At 62.8% G+C, this 18,113-nt stretch carries 13 protein-coding genes and 1 pseudogene; 8 read left to right on the forward strand and 6 right to left on the reverse strand.

The window, feature by feature from the left end; translation table 11 throughout:
* Positions 1–13: 13 nt before the first annotated feature.
* From gyrB to dnaA, 6 genes and pseudogenes are all read right to left on the reverse strand, one after another.
* Positions 14–2,104 (reverse strand): DNA topoisomerase (ATP-hydrolyzing) subunit B, encoded by a 2,091-nt coding sequence (gene gyrB, locus ACFVTE_RS17260; RefSeq protein ID WP_387102423.1) that lies wholly within the window; start codon positions 2,102–2,104, stop codon positions 14–16.
* Positions 2,105–2,497: 393 nt separating this feature from the next.
* Positions 2,498–3,055 (reverse strand): DUF721 domain-containing protein, encoded by a 558-nt coding sequence (locus ACFVTE_RS17265; RefSeq protein WP_387102425.1) that lies wholly within the window; start codon positions 3,053–3,055, stop codon positions 2,498–2,500.
* The gene (recF, locus tag ACFVTE_RS17270; RefSeq protein WP_387102428.1) at positions 3,042–4,244 is read right to left on the reverse strand and encodes a DNA replication/repair protein RecF; all 1,203 of its coding nucleotides are present in this window, start codon (positions 4,242–4,244) and stop codon (positions 3,042–3,044) included. Before recF ends, ACFVTE_RS17265 begins: the two co-directional genes overlap by 14 nt.
* Positions 4,244–5,155, reverse strand: a pseudogene (gene gnd, locus ACFVTE_RS17275) (phosphogluconate dehydrogenase (NAD(+)-dependent, decarboxylating)); the annotation flags it as partial. The pseudogene gnd and the gene recF, both read right to left, overlap by 1 nt.
* 88 nt (positions 5,156–5,243) lie before the next feature.
* On the reverse strand, positions 5,244–6,368 hold the full coding sequence (dnaN, locus tag ACFVTE_RS17280; protein ID WP_331575237.1) for a DNA polymerase III subunit beta: 1,125 nt from the start codon (positions 6,366–6,368) through the stop codon (positions 5,244–5,246).
* Between the two features lie 537 nt (positions 6,369–6,905).
* Positions 6,906–8,327 carry a chromosomal replication initiator protein DnaA gene (dnaA, locus tag ACFVTE_RS17285; RefSeq protein WP_076799436.1) on the reverse strand — a complete coding sequence of 474 codons (1,422 nt, stop codon included), beginning with the start codon at positions 8,325–8,327 and terminating at the stop codon, positions 6,906–6,908.
* Positions 8,328–8,798: 471 nt separating this feature from the next.
* On the opposite strand from dnaA, the gene rpmH reads away from it, so the two are divergent.
* The 8 genes from rpmH to ACFVTE_RS17325 all read left to right on the forward strand — a co-directional run bounded on the left by rpmH (position 8,799) and on the right by ACFVTE_RS17325 (position 14,551).
* Positions 8,799–8,936 (forward strand): 50S ribosomal protein L34, encoded by a 138-nt coding sequence (gene rpmH / locus ACFVTE_RS17290; protein WP_003800212.1) that lies wholly within the window; start codon positions 8,799–8,801, stop codon positions 8,934–8,936.
* Between the two features lie 40 nt (positions 8,937–8,976).
* Positions 8,977–9,402, forward strand: coding sequence for a ribonuclease P protein component (rnpA, locus tag ACFVTE_RS17295; RefSeq protein WP_387102433.1), 426 nt, complete (start codon positions 8,977–8,979; stop codon positions 9,400–9,402).
* Positions 9,395–9,802, forward strand: coding sequence for a membrane protein insertion efficiency factor YidD (yidD, locus tag ACFVTE_RS17300; RefSeq protein ID WP_387102436.1), 408 nt, complete (start codon positions 9,395–9,397; stop codon positions 9,800–9,802). The genes rnpA and yidD overlap by 8 nt, the downstream gene beginning before the upstream one ends.
* Before the next feature lie 16 nt (positions 9,803–9,818).
* Positions 9,819–10,799, forward strand: a complete 981-nt coding sequence (gene yidC / locus ACFVTE_RS17305) for a membrane protein insertase YidC (RefSeq protein WP_387102438.1) — start codon at positions 9,819–9,821, stop codon at positions 10,797–10,799.
* The gene (locus ACFVTE_RS17310; protein WP_354263033.1) at positions 10,799–11,362 is read left to right on the forward strand and encodes a R3H domain-containing nucleic acid-binding protein; all 564 of its coding nucleotides are present in this window, start codon (positions 10,799–10,801) and stop codon (positions 11,360–11,362) included. The genes yidC and ACFVTE_RS17310 overlap by 1 nt, the downstream gene beginning before the upstream one ends.
* 19 nt (positions 11,363–11,381) lie before the next feature.
* Positions 11,382–12,032: a 16S rRNA (guanine(527)-N(7))-methyltransferase RsmG gene (gene rsmG / locus ACFVTE_RS17315; protein ID WP_387102441.1), complete on the forward strand. Its 651-nt coding sequence runs from the start codon at positions 11,382–11,384 to the stop codon at positions 12,030–12,032.
* A gap of 85 nt (positions 12,033–12,117) precedes the next feature.
* Entirely contained in the window at positions 12,118–13,170 is a 1,053-nt protein-coding gene (locus ACFVTE_RS17320) for a ParA family protein (protein ID WP_387102443.1), read from the forward strand.
* 67 nt (positions 13,171–13,237) lie between these two features.
* Positions 13,238–14,551, forward strand: coding sequence for a ParB/RepB/Spo0J family partition protein (locus ACFVTE_RS17325; protein ID WP_387102446.1), 1,314 nt, complete (start codon positions 13,238–13,240; stop codon positions 14,549–14,551).
* Positions 14,552–18,113 lie beyond the last annotated feature (3,562 nt).

The following is an 18,113-nucleotide window of genomic DNA, read 5'->3' on the forward strand; positions in this document are numbered from 1 at the left end:
AGGGGGGAAACCGCTAGATATCGAGGAACCTGACGTCCTTGGCGTTCTGCTGGATGAAGTTTCGGCGCGATTCGACGTCCTCGCCCATCAGCACGGCGAAGATCTGGTCGGCCGCGGCTGCGTCTTCCATGGTGACCTGCAGGAGGGTGCGCCGGTCGGGGTCCATGGTGGTGTCCCAGAGCTCGGTGTAGTCCATCTCGCCCAGACCCTTGTAGCGCTGGATGCCGTTTTCCTTCGGAATGCGGCGGCCCGCTGCCTGGCCGGAGACGAGGACCGCGTCGCGCTCACGGTCGCTGAAGACGTAGTCGTGCGGTGCGTTGGACCACTTGATCCGGTACAGCGGCGGCTGCGCGAGGTAGACATAGCCGTTCTCGATCAGCGGGCGCATGTAGCGGAAGAGCAGCGTCATCAGCAGCGTGGTGATGTGCTGGCCGTCCACGTCGGCATCGGCCATCAGCACAATCTTGTGGTACCGCAGCTTGCTGAGGTCGAAGTCCTCGCCGATGCCTGTGCCGAATGCGGTGATCATCGACTGGACTTCGTTGTTGCCCAGTGCCTTGTCCAGGCGGGCCCGCTCCACGTTCAGGATCTTGCCGCGGAGCGGCAGGATGGCCTGCGTTTCTGGGTTGCGTCCGCGCTTGGCCGAACCGCCTGCCGAGTCACCCTCTACCAGGTACACCTCGCACTTCGAGGGGTCCTTCGAAGAGCAGTCGGAGAGCTTGCCCGGCATGCCGAAGGACTCCAGCGGGCTCTTCCGGCGCGCATTGTCGCGGGCCTTGCGCGCAGCCATGCGGGCCTGCGCGGCGGAAATGGCCTTGCGGATCACGTCGCGTGCGGGGCCGGGGTTGCGTTCCAGCCAGTCGCCGAGCTGGTCGGTGACCACGCGCTGCACGAAGCCCTTGACCTCGGAGTTGCCGAGTTTGGTTTTGGTCTGGCCCTCGAATTGGGGCTCGGACAGCTTCACCGAGATGACCGCCGTCAGGCCTTCACGGATGTCGTCGCCGGTGAGGTTCTCTTCTTTTTCCTTGATGATGCTCTTGTCCCGCGCGTAGCGGTTGATGAGCGACGTCATTGCGGCCCGGAAACCCTCTTCGTGGGTGCCGCCTTCATGGGTGTTGATGGTGTTGGCATAGGTGTGGACGCTCTCGGAGTAAGCCGTGGTCCACTGCATCGCCATCTCGACGGCGATGTGCCGCTCCGTGTCCTCGGTCTCGAAGGCGATAACGTCCTCGTGGACAACGTCCACCTTTTTGCTCGAGTTCAGGTGCTTGACGTAGTCGAGGAGGCCCTCGTTGTACTGGTAGACCACGGTACGGTGCTCCGCGAGGACCTCGCCCTCGGTCAGCACGCCGTCCAGGTCAAGGTCGCCGGCTTCGTCCGTACCGGCCGCGGCCTGGCGCTCGTCCGTCAGGGTGATCTTCAGCCCCTTGTTGAGGAAGGCCATCTGCTGGAAACGCGCGCGGAGCGTCTCGAAGTCGAATTCCACGGACTCAAAGATGCTCGGATCCGGGTAGAACGTCTGGGTGGTTCCGGTCTCTGTGGTTTCCTCGCCCTTGACCAGGGCGCCCTGGGGCTTGCCGCCGTCGGCAAAGGACATGCGCCAGACGTGGCCCTGCCTGCGGACCTCGGTGTTCACCCGGGTGGAGAGCGCGTTGACCACGGAAATGCCCACACCATGGAGGCCGCCGGACACCGCGTAACCTCCGCCGCCGAATTTGCCACCGGCGTGCAGGATGGTCATGACCACCTCGACGGTGGGCTTGCCCTCCGTGGGGTGGATGTCAACGGGGATGCCGCGGCCATCGTCGACCACCTTCACGCCGCCGTCCGCCTGCAGGACCACCTCGATGTGCGTGCAGTATCCTGCAAGGGCCTCATCCACGGAGTTGTCCACGACTTCGTACACCAGGTGGTGCAGGCCGCGCAGACCGGTGGAACCGATGTACATGCCGGGCCGTTTCCGTACGGCCTCGAGGCCCTCAAGAACGGTGATGTCGCTGGCGCCGTACTCCCGCGGTGTGGCAGTCTCAGCCGGCGTGCCGGACGTCCGGGCATCCTCTGCTACAGGTTCCACTGCCTCGATATCTGCATTGTCGTTAGCCACAGGCGCTTTCGACTCCTCTATGTTCGATGATGGCCGGCCTCAGCCGTCCGCCGGGAAAGGGCGTCCGCCAAAAGGCACGTCACTGCCAGCGCCAGCTGCTCGGTTGACGTGCGGTACCGTTCCCGCACGGAAAAAAGCGCGGGAAAACGGACTCAGTCAACGTTTCACCGGCGCCCAGTTATCTAGAGGAATTCTATCGTGAAACGTGGTCGATCCCCGCATTGGCGGGGTGCCGACGCGGCCCAATATGCCTCTCGCTGGCCATTGGCCCCGCCTGCAAGGCTCCAGCAGTCCCCGTTTTGGACTCCTATACGGCCGACGGCGGTTTGAGCGCCCTGCACGCCGTTTGAGCTTTGCTCTCGGAAGGCGCAATCGGAACTGCAGTTGGCGACCCTATCCGTATGTATCCCTGGGTCCGCGTCCGTTGACGGTTCGCCCGCCTTTCCGCCAGTTCGGTGCCGCCGGGCCCAGCACCTGGATGCTCGTGACCACGCCATCGCCGAGTTCGGTGCGGAACTTTTCCAGCAGGCTCATGCTGAGCAACCGGAGCTGCGTCGCCCAGGCGGTCGAGTCGCACCGGACATGGAGGGTCGTGTCGGTGAAGCTCTCCGGGGTGCAGTGCGCAGCGATTTCCGGTCCCACCAGCGCCGGCCACTCGGCCATAACCGAACCCACGGCCACCGGGGAGGTCCAGCCACGCTCGGCCACCAGCCGGCCTACGACTTTTCCCAGCCCCAGGGGATCGCGGCCGGTGGAGTGAAACTGGCTGAAGCCCCGCGTACCCTGGGCTGCGGTGCGCGGTTTTTGGCTGGCGCCTGCCCGCGGCGCCTTCCGGCGGACCTCGCCACGCGCGGCCGCTGCCTCACGCATCCTGTTCAGCGCCGCCTGGGCGGCATCGATTTCATCGGGATCGCGGCCCGGCTGCAGGCCGCCGTCCTTATCCCTGTTCATCGATTCCTCCCGGGATGATCTTCACCCGCCGGCCCGCAAGCTCGTCCGGAATGTCGGCGTCCACGGCGGCGGTCACCAGCACCTGCTCGGCACCGGCAACTATTGCGGCCAGTTTACGCCGCCGCTGGACATCAAGTTCGGCGAAAACGTCGTCCAGAATGAGGATCGGCGCCGAACCTCCGGTGCGGGCGTCATCGAGCATGACGTAGTAGGACGCCAGGCGGAGGGACAGGCACATGGACCACGTTTCACCGTGCGAGGCGTAGCCCTTGGCCGGGGCCTGCCCGAGCACGAGTTCCAGCTCGTCGCGGTGCGGACCCACCAGTGAGATGCCCCGTTCGAGTTCCTTGCGGCGGGACGCCGCGAAGGCGCGGATGTAGCGTTCGGCGAGATCTTCCAAGGACAGCTGACGAAGATCCTCGGTCTGGCTACCCGGCTCGGACGGTGCCGCCGAAGCGGCGGCCGGCTCCCCGTCGTCGTCCATCATGTTCTGCAGCGTTGACCGGTAAATCGCATCCGCGGCCTTGGAGCCATCGGTGAGCTGGGCGTACGCGTTGTTGAGGTGCGGCCGGAGACGCTCAACAAGTTCCAGCCTGGCATGCAGCAGTTCCGCGCCGGCGCGGGCCATATGCTGGTCCCACACATCGAGGGTGGCTTCGTGGCCGGCCGTGAACTTTCCGGCACGTGCCGACTTCAGCAGTGCGTTGCGCTGTTTGAGCACCCGGTCGTAGTCGCTGCGGGTGGCGGCGTGCCGGGGAATGAGGCTCACCAGAAGCTCGTCCAGGAAGCGGCGGCGGTTCGACGGATCGCCCTTCACGAGCGCCAGGTCCTCGGGAGCGAACAGGACGGTGTGGCATATGCCCAGCAGGTCGCGCGCACGGACGGGGTTGCTGCGGTTGATGCGTCCACGGTTGGCGCGGCCGCCGTTGATCTCCAGCTCCAGGATGGTGGACTGTTCGCCCCGGACCAGCTTCGCCCGGATCAGGGCGCGGTCGGTTCCGAACCGGAGCAGCGGACCGTCGGCACTGACCCGGTGGGAACTGAGCGTGGCCAGGTAGCCGATGGCCTCCATCAGGTTGGTCTTGCCGATTCCGTTGGAGCCGACCAGGACCGTGACGCCCGGATCAAACCGGAGATCCACCTGGGCGTAGCTGCGGAAATCCGTCAGGGACAGGTGTTCTAGGTACACTACTTGGCTGGCCGGGTGGCGTGTCCGCCGAACTGGTGGCGCAGAGCGGACACCATCTTCATGGCCGGCGAATTGTCCTCGCGGGAAGCGAAGCGGGCAAACAGCGCCGCGGTAATCGCCGGTGCCGGGACCGCGTTGGCGATGGCCTCTTCCACGGTCCAGCGGCCTTCACCGGAGTCTTCGACGTAGTCGTCGATCGAGGCCAGTCCGGGATCCTCGTCCAGTGCCTTGACCATGAGGTCCAGCAGCCAGGACCGGACGACCGTTCCCTTCTGCCAGGCGCGGAAAGTGCCGGGCAGGTCCGTGACGATTTCCTTCGCGGCGAGGAGTTCGTACCCTTCGGCGTAGGCCTGCATCAGGCCGTACTCGATGCCGTTGTGCACCATCTTGGCGTAGTGGCCCGCGCCGACGCCGCCCACATGGACGAAGCTGTCCGCACGGTCGCCTTCCGGACGGAGCGCGTCAAAGACCGGAAGGGCGCGTTCGATGTCCTCGGCGTCGCCGCCGGCCATGAGCCCGTAGCCGTTTTGTAGGCCCCAGACTCCGCCGGAGACACCGCAATCAGCGAAGCGGATTCCCTTTTCAGCCAGGGCGGCGCCGTGCTTCTGGTCTTCGGTGAAGCGGGAGTTCCCGCCGTCGATCACCATGTCGCCGGGCTGCAGCTTCGCGCCGAGTTCGGTGATGACGGCGTCGGTGATTTCACCGGCCGGCACCATGACCCAGATGAGGCGCGGCGCAGGAATTGCGGCGATGAGCTCGTCTGTGGAGGCGACATCGGTCACCTCGGGGTTGCGGTCGTAGCCGGTGACTTCGATTCCGCCCTTGCGCAGCCGTTCGCGCATGTTGAAGCCCATTTTTCCAAGGCCGATCAGTCCGATATGCACCGTGTGAACTCTTTTCTGCGCGGATGGTTAGGGGCTGGCGACCCAACTAGGTAGCAGATCAAGGCGTTCTGAAGGGTCAGAAGCCCCTCAGCTGCTACCCAGTTGGGCATGTGGCCTAGTTGGGCAGGCGCACCGGCATCACGAGGTAGCGGTAGTCGTCCTGGTCTTCGCCGTCGACGTCGTTCTGCGCGGTGATCATGGCCGGCTTGGGCGCGGTGGTGAAGGAAAAACGCACGAACTTGGTCTCAATCACGCTGAGGCCTTCAACCAGGTAGTGCGGGTTGAACGCGACGGTGATGTCATCGCCGGACAGTTGTGCCTCGAGTTCTTCGGAGGCCTGGGCGTCCTCGCCGGTGCCGGCGTCGAGGTGCAGCTGGCCCTGGGTGAACGCGAGCCGGACCGGAGTGTTGCGTTCCGCCACGAGCGAGACACGGCGGACGGCCTCAACCAGCTCCTGGGTCTGCACGGTGGCGTGAATCGGCGTGGAATCCGGGAACAGCGAGCGGATCTTGGGGTAGTCGCCGTCGACCAGCAGCGACGTGGTGGTGCGTCCGCCGCTTTCGAAGCCGATGAGCCGGCTGTCGTCGTCGGCGATGGCGAGATTGATGTCACCGCTGCCGCCCAGAGTCTTGGCAACCTCGTTGAGTGTCTTGGCCTTGACCAGGGCACTGGTGGAGATGCCCGGTGTGACGGGCTTCCAGGGAACTTCCCGCATGGCCAGCCGGTAACGGTCCGTGGCCAGGAGCGTGATGAGGTCGTCCTCGATCTCCATCCGCACGCCGGTGAGGATTGGAAGGGTGTCGTCCTTGCTGGCGGCGATGATCACCTGGGACACGGCCTGGGCGAACGCGTCGCCGGCAACAGTTCCGGTGATGGTGGGCAGTGCAGGCAGCGGCGGGTATTCGGCCTCTGGCATGGTCGCGAGATGGAAGCTGCTTCGACGGCAGGTGAGTGTCACCTTGTTGCCGTCGGTTTCGATGTCCACCGGCGCCGAAGGCAGGCTGCGGCAGATGTCGGCCAGGAGCCGGCCGGAAACCAGGATGGTGCCTTCGTCCCTGATGTCGGCAGGAATTTCAAGGCGTGCGGAGGTCTCGTAATCGAAGCTGGACAGGCTGACGGTCCCGGATTCGGCCTTGAGAAGGAGGCCGGAAAGCACGGGTACGGGCGGCCGCGGAGACAACGACCGGGCTGTCCATGTGACGGCTTCTGCCAGGACGTCCCGTTCGACTCTGAACTTCACGGAAGGGTGCCGCCTTTCATTGCTGCTGCCATTTTCTGAACGGGAACTCGCAAGGAGCCCACAAGACCGTTGCCCCCAAGTCCCGGAACTTGCATGGTCCGCGCATGGCCGACCGCAAACAGACCCAGGGATGGGAGCGCTGCAGACAGCTTAGCCGGAACTACAGGCATTCCTCATCCCCGCTCATTGATGCCGGCTCAGCCGGCGGTCTGTGGCCGGGCCATCGGCCGGTGTGGTGGAGGTCCGGGAACGAGATTGTTGTTTGAGGGATTTCAATTTTTTGGGATTAGTAGTGTTAATAACTGCTGTGGAAACTGTGGATAACCCGGTTTCCCGGCGCGGATCCGCGGTTAAGCCCTGTTCATGGACTGTGGGTTCGGCAGGTTTTAAACAGGCTGTGGATGGGGACAAGATTCTTGGCCCGTTTGGATGATCCACAGACGCCTTAAGGGTTTTAAGCCCATTAACCGCGGTTGTCCCCTTAACTGTCCACAGGGTTATCCACATGCACCTGTTAATAAGGTTAAGAACCCGGGATCAGGAGTCGCGCTGCTGCTGCTTGATCCGGTTGGTGAGCTCCGTAACCTGGTTGTAAATCACACGGCGCTCGGCCATGAGCTCACGGATCTTGCGGTCGGCGTGGATCACAGTGGTGTGGTCGCGGCCGCCGAGCTCCTGGCCGATCTTGGGAAGCGACATGTCGGTCAGTTCGCGGCACAGGTACATGGCGATCTGCCGGGCGGTCACCAGGGTCCGGGTCCGGGACTTGCTGCAGAGCTCCTCCATGCTGAGCTTGAAGTAGTCAGCCGTCTGCTGCAGGATCTGGCTCGAGGTGATTTCCTGGGCGCCGTCGTCGGTGATGAGGTCCTTGAGCACCATCTCCGCGAGGGCCACGTCCACTGGCTGGCGGTTGAGGCTCGCGAATGCCGTGACACGGATGAGTGCGCCTTCGAGCTCGCGGATGTTGCTGGCGATCTTCGAAGCGATGTACTCCAGCGCGTCGTCCGGGGCGGAAAGGCCTTCGCTGAGCGCCTTCTTCCGGAGGATGGCGATGCGGGTTTCAAGTTCGGGCGGCTGGATGTCCGTCAGCAGACCCCACTCGAAGCGGGATTTCATCCGGTCCTCGAAACCTGCCAGCAGCTTGGGCGGCTGGTCCGAGGTAATGACCACCTGCTTGTTGTTGTTGTGCAGCGAGTTGAACGTGTGGAAGAACTCCTCCAGCGTCCGGTCCTTGCCGGCCAGGAACTGGATGTCATCGATCAGCAGGACGTCGACGTTGCGGTACGTCGTCTTGAAGCTGGCGCCTTCGTCGTCACGGATCGAGTTGATGAAGTCGTTGGTGAATTCCTCGGAGTTGACGTACCGGACGCGGATGCCGCTGTAGAGGCGACGGGCGTAATGGCCGATGGCGTGCAGCAGGTGCGTCTTGCCCAGACCCGAGTCGCCGTAGATGAACAGCGGGTTGTAGGCCTTGGCGGGGGCTTCCGCCACCGCGACGGCCGCGGCATGGGCAAACCGGTTGGAGGATCCGATCACGAAAGTGTCGAAAACGTACTTCGGATTGAGCCGGCCGAATTCGTGTGAAGTGCTCGGCAGCATGGGCTGCGGCTTCTGCTCGATGGAGGGATCGTTTGCGAGGGAAAGCTCGACGGCGGGTTCCGGCTCTTCGTGGATGGGCACCAGATCGGTGTCGACGTCGATTGCGCAGCGGATGTCGTCCGAGAAAACGTTGCGGAGCGCGTCGTCGAGTGCGTCCTTGACCTGGGTCTGGAGCACTTCGCGGGTCAGTTCGTTGGGCACTGCGACGAGGAGGGTGGAACCGATGAGGCCCTGGGCCTGCGCGAGGATGACAAAGCCGCGTTGCCGGGGCGAGACGCGGTCGTCCTGTTCGAGAAGATTCACCACGCGCCGCCAGGAACTTCCGACAGTGTTGGCGTGGTTGGCTTCGTCTACTGTCATCAAATTTGGTTCCTCAAAGCTTGCTGCCTGCATTACATGCAGCCGCAAGCCCGGAACCAAGGTGCTGGCCCGGCATAATCCACAGGGTTATGCACAGTCCGTGGATAATCGGCTACTGGGACACTCTAGGGGATGAAAAGCCTAGAAGATAGCTGGGAAGTGCCTTGTGGATAATTACACCGTTGTGGTTCAAAACCGGCGGTTGTGAGCCGCTTCATCCACAGGTTCCATGCCCCGTTAGCCACAGCTGGGGAAACACGCCGGACGGGCTGCTGGTTTGACTCCCGGCGGCGTTTTGCCCTAACGTTGTGGAGTCCTTTGTGCCTGCTTTCTGACCCCATTTTGGACTTCCGGACACTTCGCGTGTTCGGGAAAACCCGGGGGAAGCAGACACATACAAAACTTAGCGTCGGCCAGTTCTTCCCCTTACTGATCGGGTGGGCGCACCTTTGATCCACTGGAGTAACTAACGTGAGCAAGCGGACTTTTCAGCCGAATAACCGCCGTCGGGCCAAGAAGCACGGCTTCCGCCTTCGTATGCGCACCCGTGCCGGCCGCGCCATCCTGGCCGCCCGCCGTGGCAAGGGCCGCACCGAACTGTCGGCCTAAATACTGACTTGTCGGTCTTCTTCCTTCTGCGAGATTAGCGGTGCTTGCCACCCGTAACCGCCTGAGGACTTCAACCGATTTTTCAACAACTGTACGTTCCGGCGTCCGCAATGGACGCCGGAACGTAGTGTTATATACGGCAACTATCGGAGCCGACGAACCCAGCCGCATCGGGTTCATCGTTTCCAAAGCTGTCGGGAACGCTGTTGCCAGGAACCTCGTTAAGAGGAGACTTAGAGAGGCCGGCGCTGTCTCGCTGCGCGAGTACGGCACCGGATTCGCTATTGTGGTGCGTGCTTTGCCCGCCTCCGCAACAGCCAGCTGGGATGAACTCCTGGCGGATTACAACGCCGCCCTGGAAAACACCATGAGGCGGCTGGCTGGCCGCCTTCCGGCGGTGACCGGAAAACGGCCAGCTGGAACGCCACCGGACGCAACAAGACAGGAAGGGACACAGCGTGCTTGACCCGACTGCCGCCGTCGTCCGTTTTCCCAAGCGTTCCGCCAAGTCCGCAGCAGCGGCCGCAGGCAGCTTCATCTGGAACCTGCCCCGCAACATCCTCATTCTTCTGCTTCTGGTCTACCGCAAGGTGGTTTCGCCCTTGTACGGCCAGGTCTGCCGCTTTTTTCCCTCCTGCTCGGCCTATGCGCTTGAAGCAGTCACCGTACACGGCGCTGTCAAGGGCAGCTGGCTCGCAGCCAGGCGCCTTGCGCGCTGCCACCCGTGGAACGCCGGCGGCGTGGACCATGTCCCCGCCAGCCACCGGGAATGGCCTGAAAACCAGACCCCCAGAATTGTTGTGCTGAACAACCCGGACAAGTACCTGGCTGCTCAGACTGATGAAGAAGGCCGCGCTGCGGCCTGACGAATAGGGAAATCGTATGGACTTCTTTGGAACAATCATGGCCCCGTTCAAATGGCTGGTCTCAGTCATTATGGTCGGCTTCCATGACGGATTGAGCTTCATCGGCATGCCGGCCGAGAACGGCTGGACCTGGACGCTGTCCATCATTGGGCTGGTGCTGGTGATCCGTGCCGCCCTGATCCCCGTGTTCGTCAAGCAGATCAAGGCCCAGCGCGGGATGCAGCTGCTGCAGCCCGACCTGAAGAAGATGCAGGACAAGTACAAGGGCAAGACCGACCAGCTTTCCCGTCAGGCCATGGCGCAGGAACAGATGGCCCTGTACAAGAAGCACGGCACCAACCCGTTCTCTGCCTGCCTCCCCATGCTCATCCAGATGCCGTTCTTCTTCGCGCTGTTCCAGGTGCTCTCCGGCATCACCGGGGCCGCCACCAGTGGGCAGGGCATCGGTGCCATGAGCCACGAACAGGTGGTTCAGTTCGACAAGTCCAGCATCTTCGGCGCTCCGCTCTCCGCGACCCTCCTTCATGGCACGCCGGCTGGCGGCAACGTGGTCGCGGTCTGGATCCTCTCCATCGTGATGATCCTCGCGATGACTGCCTCGCAGTTCATCACGCAGAAGCAGATCATGGCCAAGAACATGTCCGAAGAGGCCATGGCCAGCCCGTTCATGCGCCAGCAGAAGATGATGCTGTACATCCTGCCCATCGTCTTCGGTGTGGGCGGCATCAACTTCCCCATCGGTGTCCTCATCTACTGGACCACCACCAACCTGTGGACCATGGGCCAGCAGTTCTTTGTCATCCGCCGTATGCCGACGCCGGGATCCCCCGCCGCCAAGGCCCTCGCCGAGCGCCGTGCCGCCAAGGGCCTTCCGGCCCTTCCCATCCTGGGCGGCAAGAAGGCCGACGTCGAAGCGGAAGCAGCTGCCGCCGCTGCAGTTGCGCAGGCCCGAACGCAGCGCACTCAGCCACAACGTAAGAACAGGAAGAAGAAGTAATGTCTGTTGAGAGCTCTGAACACGCACTTTCCGCTGAAACCAGCGAAGACCAAGACTCCGTTGCCGGCACCGTGAACGCGGGCAAGGGCACGTCGGCAAGCCGTCTGGAAGAAGAAGGCGACGTTGCCGCCGACTACCTTGAGGAACTGCTCGACATTGCCGACATCGACGGCGACATTGACATTGAGGTCCGCAACGGACGCACCTACATCTCGATCGTGACCGAGGAAGAGTCCGCCGGGCTCGAGAGCCTCGTGGGCCGCGATGGCGAGGTACTGGAAGCCCTTCAGGAGCTGACCCGCCTGTCTGTGCTCTCCGCGACGGAGAACCGCTCACGCCTGGTGCTGGACATCAACGGCTACCGCAAGGAACGCGCGGGCCACCTGCAGAAGATCGCAGAGGATGCCGTCGCGTCCGTCAAGGAAACCGGTGAGGCCGTAGCGCTGGAGCCCATGAGCGCCTACGAACGGAAGATCGTGCACGACGCCGTTGCCGATCTTGGCTTCGTTAGCGAGTCCGAGGGCGAGGGTGCGGGCCGGCACATCGTCGTTTCCGCCGACTGAGCCGTTGGCTGACTTACTGATGGTTGAAATGACTGCAGCCGAGCGCCAGGCGGCGGAGAAGATCTTCGGCGATCGCCTTGGCCTCGCTGAACGGTATGTCGAACACCTGGCGACCTCCGGGACCGAGCGCGGGCTCATCGGACCGCGGGAAATCCCCAGGCTCTGGGGACGCCATGTCCTGAACTGCGCGGTAATCGAAAGTGAGATTCCCCAGGGCAGCCATGTGGCCGACGTCGGAAGCGGCGCCGGCCTGCCGGGCCTTTGCCTGGCCATTGCCCGTCCGGACCTGGAACTGACCCTCATCGAACCGCTGGAGCGCCGGGTGATCTGGCTGCAGGAAGTGGTTGACGATCTCGGATTGAGCAACGTGACCGTCATGCGCACCCGTGCCGAACTGGCTGTGGGAATGGTGAGGGCCGACGTTGTAACCGCCCGTGCCGTGTCCGCCCTGAGCAACCTTGCCGGCTTGACCATCCCGCTGCTTGGTGGCGAGGGTGAAGTCGTGGCCATCAAGGGGCGCAGTGCTGCCGAGGAGATTGAGAAGGCAGCGAAGGCCATCCGCAAGCTTGGCGGTGTGGAGACCTCTGTTGTCACAGTAGGACAAAGCCTGCTCGAGGAACCCACCACGGTGGTGCGGATCGTAGTTAAGAAGACCCAAAAGAGCGCCTAGCCCCGCACGGTGCCGCGGGTCCATAGGGTGTAGCGGTTAGGCTAGAGAACGGCAGTGAAAGCCGAACGAGAGTGAGTGTGTCCCAGTGACCAGTAGCGAAACCTCCACGCAGCGGATTCCCCCGTTCGTGTCCCTGGGGTCGGCGCGTGCCTTCGGCGTATCACCGGTCGCTACCACGGCAAATCAATTCAATCCGGTTGCAGGCACCGTTGCCGCCAAGGTTTCACGTGAAACCGCAGCCCGCGGCAACGTCCTGGACACCCTGGATGACTCGAGCCCCATCGCGCGGGAGCTCGCGCATGAGAACCGTCGGCGGGAACGGCTACTGGGCCGTGACCTGCCGAAGCCGGAGAAGACGCGGATCTTCACAGTTTCAAACCAAAAGGGTGGAGTGGGCAAAACCACCACCACCGTGAACATCGCTGCCGCCTTGGCTGCCGCCGGCCTGAACGTCCTGGTCATCGACATTGACCCACAGGGCAATGCCTCCACGGCTCTGGGCATCGAGCACCATGCCGACGTCGACAGCATCTACGATGTGCTGATCAACGATGTTGCCCTTGAGGACGTCGTGGCCCCGTGCCCGGACATCAGCAACCTCATCTGCGCCCCGGCAACCATCCACCTGGCCGGCGCCGAGATCGAACTTGTCTCCCTGGTGGCACGGGAGCAGCGCCTCCGCCGTGCCATCGACGTCTACGCCAAAGCCCGGCAGAAGAAGGGCGAGCAGCGGCTGGACTACATCTTCATCGACTGCCCGCCCAGCCTGGGGCTGCTGACGGTCAACGCCTTCTGCGCGGCCGGCGAGGTCCTCATCCCCATCCAGTGCGAGTACTACGCCCTTGAGGGCCTGAGTCAGTTGCTGAAGAACATCGAGATGATCCAGAAGCACCTGAATGCGGATCTTGAAGTTTCCACGATTCTGCTCACCATGTATGACGGCCGGACCAACCTGGCCGCCCAGGTCGCAGCTGAAGTCCGGCAGCACTTCCCGGACCAGGTCCTTGACGCCGTTGTCCCTCGCTCCGTGCGCATCTCCGAAGCGCCGAGCTACCAGCAGACTGTCATGACCTACGATCCATCCTCCAGCGGCGCGTTGTCCTACCTCGAAGCCGCAGCGGAAATCGCTGAGCGTTAGAATTTTCCAAACACAGCAACAGCCGGAGCCCGGCATGGCCGGGCTCTTCCGATGGAGGGAATCATCCATGAGCGATAAGCGACGCGGGCTCGGTCGCGGTCTTGGCGCACTCATTCCAAGTTCCGCTTCCGCAGGCGCTTCGGGTAACGGAGCAGCTCCGTCGCGCCCTGTGGATCTCTTCTTCCCGGAGGCGCGGAAGACGGCTGAACCCGTTCCGGCCCTAGAGACCGACATGTCTGGCCTCGACGACGCGCCGGCACGCCAGTCAGGCCGGAAGGCTGAGGCCCCTGCCGAGTCCGCGGTCGAAGAAGATGCTAAGGATGCCTCGGATTCGGCGCAGCTCTCGGCTGCCAAGTCCACGGCGAAGACCGCCGCCAAAAATTCTGGTGCGGGTGCGGCCAAGTCCACCGGCGCGCCGGACGCCGCCACGAAGTCCGAACCTGCTGGCCCGGATGCATCCGCAGATGCCGAGTCCCAGGACGTAGGTTCACCGAAGACTGCCAGCAACTCGCGAAAGGCTGGCTCCGCCGCTGTCCTGGACAACGACGTTGAACTCGTTGAGGTGCCGGGCGTCCGTTTTGCCGAAATCCCGGTCACGGACATCCATCCAAACCGCAAGCAGCCCCGTACCGTCTTCGATGAGGACGACATGGCGGAGCTTGTTCACTCGGTTCGGGAAATAGGCGTCCTCCAGCCAATTGTGGTTCGTACTTCAACCGAAAAGGGTGGGGAACCGTATGAGCTAGTCATGGGTGAACGCCGGTGGCGTGCAGTACAGGCTGCCGGGCTCTCCACGATCCCTGCGATTGTCCGTGACACGACGGATGACGACCTACTCCGCGACGCTCTTCTGGAGAACCTGCACCGCAGCCAGCTCAATCCGCTCGAAGAGGCGGCCGCGTACCAGCAACTGCTGGAGGACTTCGGTACAACGCACGAGCAGCTGGCTGACCGCATCGGCCGCTCACGCCCTCAGGTGTCCAACACCCTGCGGCTGTTGAAGCTCCCGCCACTGGTGCAGCGTCGTGTAGCCGCCAATGTGCTCTCGGCAGGCCACGCCCGTGCTCTCCTCTCGCTTCCCGACGCGGCATCCATGGAGCGCCTGGCGCAGAAGATTGTGGCCGAGGGCATGTCTGTCCGCGCCACCGAGGAAGCGGTCACGCTGCACCGTGAACCTGCGACGCCGGCCAAGAACAACATTCCCCGCCCCGGTGCGCGCCATGAGCGGCTGGATTACCTGGCCTCCTCGCTGTCGGACAGGCTCGACACCAACGTGAAGATCTCGCTCGGGGCGCGTAAGGGCCGCGTAAGTATCGAGTTCGCGAGTGTTGAGGACCTCAACCGCATTATGGACGTCCTCGCTCCAGGGAGCGAAAACTAAGGAACTACTCGAGGATTAGGGCCCGTTCAGGTGAACGGGCCCTAATCTGTTTGCTAAGACCTTTCGAATGGCATCAGCGGCTGTAGCAATGACTCCTCAGCTAAGTAGCGCTGCTGGCACGTTTCATTTGGATGCTGCAGATGCCTGCGGAGTGAACCTGGGCAAGTTGCAGTGCCCGGAAAGATTATAGATCAGATGTCCTAGAGCGAGTACAGCCCGCTGCAGCTCTGCGTATGCATCGCGCTACGGCGGCTGTCATGCCGTTCTAGATTGTCAGCCGGCCCAGAGGGCGACCAAGTAAGGCGGGGAGCGAGCAGGCGTCGTCCTGCAGACAGCTTGCCGACCAAAAGCGCGGGGTATGTACTGGAGCGCCATTTATCCTAAACGGCCGTTCAGAGCGTCCTGGGCCGTCTGTGCAGTCTCTCCCGAGGTTCTGCCTTGCCCAGTTGCCTCGGTACGCAACGCTCACCCACGGGCAAGGACTGGATGCGTTGGGATTTTGCCCCTCCCATCAAGGCATTAGCCCGGTAGACGGCAATACGGGGGCAGTGGTGGCCTCGTAGACCGGCCCAGAGTGCTCGGTTCTTAGCATCTTTGACGGGTTCACACTGCACGACTGGCTGGATGGCAAGTGGGCTGGGCCGAATCTGCGTGATTCGCAGGGCTTCGATGTTTGGATTATTTGGAGGGCGCCACTGACGCTTCCATTGTTTGGACGCGCCTATGCTGTCCTCGTGTTCGCCGTGCTTCCCGTACTGGGCCTCTTTGCCTCTGTCCCTCCATCGCCTGGGTCGCGTTTCACGTGAAACCAGTGGGCATTGGCCCGCAGGTCACCGCATTCGGCGATAATCAGATCGTTCTGCCGGCTTTCTGATCGTCTGGAGCCGCTGTTTTCGTTGCTCCGGCCCACCTCCAACGAGTAGCCACCGCAAGGTACTGGCAATTCCTGCTCTTTCGAACTTTCACTGCGCACAGGGGCTCGATGAACCCCTGCAGGTCGCGGTTCGCGTCCACTATATGGCCGTGTGCCTATCGTGTCGCGATGAGAGAAACTGCCTACTTCTCCTGGGAACCCCACCTGCCCCGTCTCGTCTGAGAGCGGGTGCTCAGGTCCGTTCCATCCTGGTTGTCCCGAACTAGCGCGTCTGCGGCCACGCAGCGGCGATCTGAAGTAGGTGAGGTTCGGTCTTCTAGCCACGGATGGCTGTGATGTCCGCCAGTGTGGGCAAGCGTGTCTCTGTCGCTGTACCCACGCAAGCTCCGCATCTTTCTGTTGGATGGCAGGGGTAGGCGTGGGGCTGTGCGCGCGTTTCACGTGAAACGTCTCGCCGACAGTCGCCCCTTCCGTTCCTACTGCACTTCCCCGGCGCCCGTTTCACGTGGAACAGGCGCCGACGTGAGAAAGGTCCTGCCTCAACCCGTGTAACAGACAGCCGACTCCCTTGGTGCCTATTTCTTTGCGCCGGTGAGGTAGGCAATGAGTCTTCGACATTGGGAGGCAAGCGGCGGTGCGGTATTCGAGTTTGCGAATGGGAAGTCACGGACGCAGATGCTACAGAAAGCAATATCGGAGTTGTCAGCCCTCCCCCGGTGCGCGAGACAGAAGACGCGAATCCCATAACCCGATCCTGCACGAAGGTGGATAACGAGCGCACCAGGGTACCCGCTGGTTCTTCACCCTAAGGCAGGGTTTCGGGGTCGTGCTGCTAGGGGCCGCACGCGGCAGCCGCGATGTGATGACGTCACCACCGTTCCCCGAGGGCGGATCCTGGGTCGGCGGTCCGCATGCTTCATCACGGTATTCCTCGCTGCCTTTCTCTCCAGCAGACTAACCGCAACGTGAGAGCTCGTGCGTGGCCCCCGCGTTGCATGGCCTCTGCGTGTGGTGAGCTGCTATGTGTGCCGGCCGGCAGTATCCGGCGCCTTGTCTCAGTCCCGGGCAGGCCAAGACGCTAGGCGCACACTCGGCTCGTGACTGGGCCGGCGGCAGTTTCACGTGAAACGTGAACGGGAGCCGCCGGGCGTCTACCGAATTTCCGCAGCGGCTTTCCAAGGGCGCGGCCAGCTCCGACATCTATTGGACAGCTATTGTTGGTCAGCGCCTGCATTGGAGCACAGCGGTGAAATGGCGTTCTCCCGCACGCCCTAGTAATGTCACCTGGCCGCAAGTGCCAACTCGCGGAGGCGCGGCGGGACGCCTCGGGATCATGCTGAGGCGTCGCAGACCATGCCTTGGAGCCGTAGCCGTAGCCTATCCTCGGACCCCGCTGCTTCGATGGGCCGTCCGGTGCGCCATGCTGCCTCGCATGCCGAGCACACCTCCCTATCGGCGCTGCGGTTCGCCCCCCGTTTGACGGGGATTCTGCTGCAAGCAGTTAGCCGGCAGCCAACTGAGGATCACCCGGTCTGGTACTTCGCTGGCGGCGCTTGCGCGGCCCTATGGGCACGATCGACGACAACATGATTCACCCTTCGTCAGCTGGCCGGTGGCACTTTTTCGCTGGTGATAACCCAGTGGATAACGCTGTGGATAAACCTGTGGGTAAAGGTGGGGATATGACACAGCTCGCGGACCCCAGGAGCCCGATCGGGCCAACCTTGTGTCTTTCGAGTGCCTCGGCATGACCGGTGACCACCAGCCGTGTTTCACGTGAAACGCGCCTCGTCACACTCGCTCCTGGGTGCGTGAGGCGGCGAGTACGTTCTGAACGGCAGTCATCAATTGGAATGGGTGTTATAGCTACTGTGCAGCGGCAGGATTTGCCGGTGCCGCCACCGCAGCTGCGACATGAAGCTCAGCTTCGCAACTCGGCAGTCCACGCAGCAAGGAGACCGCGCGGTGTGATTCTGCTCACGGACCGGCCAATCTAATCCACAGGCGGCCTCGCCGCGCTGTGGATAACCATGTGGATTCCACTGTGGATAAGACTGTGAATAATGTCATGGTGAGACTCAATACATCGGCACATGACGGGCCGCGAACTCACCTCGTTCCGGTCATTCTCGGGTCTGTCTGACCGACTGCGGTCAGCATTTTGAGGTCCCCAAGGAACGTCTCCATGTCCCAGCTGCAATCTGTAGTGCCCCTGCGGAAGGTAGCGCCCGGCTTCGGGATGCGCAATTAGTCAATGTCCGGCTCTACTCTGCGCCCGGCACAGGCTGCGCTGGACACGCTAGACCCGTCGCCGAGCGCTTGTGGATGAACGCTGAATTGGACAGTGGACGGCCGCATCGTCGTATCCTTGCAGGAAATTGAAGTGACACAGTGCCGGGTATGGGATGGTCCCTGCCGACGATGGCTTGAACTGGTTACGGAGCTTCAGGAACTACCGCGCCCGGGTCAGATGTTGGTCGTAGTGTGGCTGTTCCACATGCCCATGGGATCGGTGCAGCCCTGGTACGCGCTTGAGGCTGGACATTGACAGACAACAGGGTGCTCCTGCCTGGTCTGCGGACCCGTGCTACTCCTGGGTTGGCCGCGTGTTGGCCCTCAGACTGCAGCCGATGGGCCGGACAACCCAGTCCACAGTCCCGCTGTTGCTAAGGTCCTCCGACCACCTTC

It is taken from the genome of Arthrobacter sp. NPDC058097 (assembly GCF_042884885.1).
GTDB lineage: Bacteria > Actinomycetota > Actinomycetes > Actinomycetales > Micrococcaceae > Arthrobacter.

Excerpts from the sequence above, each read along its gene's own strand:
- ACFVTE_RS17265 (WP_387102425.1), bottom strand. The coding sequence starts at position 3,055 with ATGAACAGGGATAAGGACGGCGGCCTGCAGCCGGGCCGCGATCCCGAT.
- dnaA (WP_076799436.1), bottom strand. The coding sequence starts at position 8,327 with ATGACAGTAGACGAAGCCAACCACGCCAACACTGTCGGAAGTTCCTGG.
- yidC (WP_387102438.1), top strand. The coding sequence starts at position 9,819 with ATGGACTTCTTTGGAACAATCATGGCCCCGTTCAAATGGCTGGTCTCA.
- ACFVTE_RS17310 (WP_354263033.1), top strand. The coding sequence starts at position 10,799 with ATGTCTGTTGAGAGCTCTGAACACGCACTTTCCGCTGAAACCAGCGAA.
- rsmG (WP_387102441.1), top strand. The coding sequence starts at position 11,382 with ATGGTTGAAATGACTGCAGCCGAGCGCCAGGCGGCGGAGAAGATCTTC.
- ACFVTE_RS17325 (WP_387102446.1), top strand. The coding sequence starts at position 13,238 with ATGAGCGATAAGCGACGCGGGCTCGGTCGCGGTCTTGGCGCACTCATT.